1 protein-coding gene and 2 pseudogenes are annotated in these 2,305 nt (G+C 54.0%); all 3 read right to left on the bottom strand.

The features are described from left to right. Positions 1 to 30: 30 nt before the first annotated feature. Positions 31 to 1,643: pseudogene (locus BGE37_RS24635) on the bottom strand (IS66-like element ISEc23 family transposase). 30 nt (positions 1,644 to 1,673) lie between these two features. Then, positions 1,674 to 2,024 carry an IS66 family insertion sequence element accessory protein TnpB gene (gene tnpB / locus BGE37_RS24640; RefSeq protein WP_000624655.1) on the bottom strand — a complete coding sequence of 117 codons (351 nt, stop codon included), beginning with the start codon at positions 2,022 to 2,024 and terminating at the stop codon, positions 1,674 to 1,676. Continuing rightward, a pseudogene (locus BGE37_RS24645) lies at positions 2,021 to 2,305 on the bottom strand (IS66-like element accessory protein TnpA); the annotation flags it as partial. The pseudogene BGE37_RS24645 and the gene tnpB, both read right to left, overlap by 4 nt.

A 2,305-nucleotide genomic window follows, 5' to 3' on the forward strand; every position in this document is an offset into this window, starting at 1 on the left:
GTAAGCGTCAACGGAGCACCGTATTGACGCTTATTTATTGGTGAGTACTACGTTCCATGGCAGGAGTTCATCAACTCGGTTGGAAGGCCATTCCGGCAGTACGCTCAGGATATGGCCCAGATACGCTTCCGGATCGATACCGTTCAAACGGCAGGTGCCGATCAGCCCGTACAACAGTGCTCCACGCTCGCCGCCGTGATCGCTGCCAAAGAACATAAAGTTTTTCTTTCCGAGACAGACTGCACGAAGCGCTCTTCCGCAGCATTATTATCCGCCTCCGCCAGACCGTCATCACTGTAATAACAGAGGGCATCCCACTGATTCAGTACATAGCTGAACGCTTCGCCCAGTCTGGATTTTTTCGACAGCGTACCATTCTTCTCCACCATCCATTCATGCAGCGACGTCAGTAACACTTTGCTTCGCTGCTGCCTGACGGCAAGACGCTCTGACTCCGGTAATCCCCGTATTTCATCCTCGATGGCGTACAGTTCACTGATTCGCTTCAGGGCTTCTTCTGCCGTCGCACTTTTGCTGCTGATGTATACATCGTGGATTTTTCGCCGGGCATGGGCCCAGCACGCAACTTCTGTCAGTGCACCACCTTCACGTTCTGCACTGAACAACCTGTCGTAACCTGTGAACGCATCCGCCTGCAGGATACCCCGGAAGGGGCGGAGGTGTTGCTCCGGGTGTTTCCCCTGCCGGTTCGGCGAGTACGCGAACCAGACCGCTGGAGGAGATGACGAACCCACATTGCGATCATCCCGGACATACGTCCAGATACGCCCTGTTTTCGCCTTTTTCTGACCCGGTGCCAGTACCTTTACCGGTGTGTCATCAGTGTGAACCTTGCGGGTGTTCATTACATAACGGTACAGGGCATCATTCACCGGTGTCATTAACTGGCAGCACGCGTCAACCCAGTTGGAGAGTAAGGCCCGGCTCAGTTCGACACCCTGGCGGGCAAAGATTTCACTCTGACGATACAGTGGCAGATGTTCGCAGTATTTTCCCGTTAACACGCGGGCAAGTAATCCGGGGCCCGCGATACCACGCTCTATCGGGCGGGACGGCGCCGGTGCTTCAACAATACAGTCACATTTTGTACAGGCTTTTTTTACCCGTTCTGTGCGGATCACTTTCAGGGCACTGCTCACCAGTTCCAGCTGTTCAGCGCTGACTTCCCCCAGATAATCCAGCTCACCGCCACACTCCGGGCAACAGCTTTCTTCTGGCTCCAGGCGGTGTATTTCACGGGGAAGGTGTGCCGGTAACGGACGACGATGGCGCGACTGTCGCAACTGGCGGGGAACCTGAGGATCGTCTTCCCGCCCACTGTAACGATCGCTGTCCTGTTCACGTTGTTTCAGCAGAGCCTCAGCCAGTTCAACTTCACGACGCAGTTTTTCAGAACGGGTACCGAACAGCATCCGGCGCAGTTTTTCTATCTGAGCCCGCAGATGTTCTATTTCCCGTTCATCTTCTTCGATCTTTTCTTCGGCACGTGTCAGTGCAGAGCGCAGGAAGGCTTCCGTCTCTTCAACCAGACTCAGTTGCTGGTCTTTCTGACGGAGGGCTTCAGCCTGCTCAGAGAGCAACCTTTCCAGCTCTGCGATGCGAATGAGGTATTTCTGACTCATGACCGTTTTTATAATGCGGTCAGGAGTTTTTTACAACATTGTCAGTGAGTTACGGCGGGATGTTTTTGGCTGACGCCAGTCCAGCTTATCGAGGAGCATTGCCAGTTGCGAGCGGGTAATGGATACCTTGCCGTCACGTACCGCAGGCCAGATAAACTGGCCTTCCTCCAGGCGTTTGGTGAACAGGCACAGACCATCAGCATCAGCCCAAAGAATTTTAACGGTGTCACCCCGTCGGCCACGGAAGATAAACAGGTGACCGGAGAAGGGATTATCATTCAGCACATGTTGTACCTGTTCTCCCAGTCCGTTGAAGGATTTACGCATATCGGTAACGCCGGCAACGAGCCAGATACGGGGACCTGATGGGAGTGAGATCATCTTCCCCTCCCGGTCAGTTCACGGATCAACACCGTGAGCAGCTCTGGCGATGGATTTTCCAGCGTCATGTTACCGTGACGGAATTCCACCTTGCAGGAGCTGGCACTGACTCTGGTCTGAGTGGTAGTGGATAAAGATGGCGCAATGGCCACCACAGGTTCTTTCTGCTCATCCGGCGTTATTTCTACAGGTAATAATTCAACGCCAGTGTCAGAAGAGGTCGTTACCGGAAGACGCCGCGAAACACGCCCTTCGTTCTGCCAGAGCCTGAGCCATTTGAA

Source organism: Escherichia sp. MOD1-EC6300, from assembly GCF_002965045.1.
Classification (GTDB): Bacteria; Pseudomonadota; Gammaproteobacteria; order Enterobacterales; family Enterobacteriaceae; genus Escherichia; species Escherichia coli_F.

Bases quoted from the DNA above. Each gene is read 5' to 3' on its own strand.
- tnpB (WP_000624655.1), bottom strand. From the start codon at position 2,024: ATGATCTCACTCCCATCAGGTCCCCGTATCTGGCTCGTTGCCGGCGTT.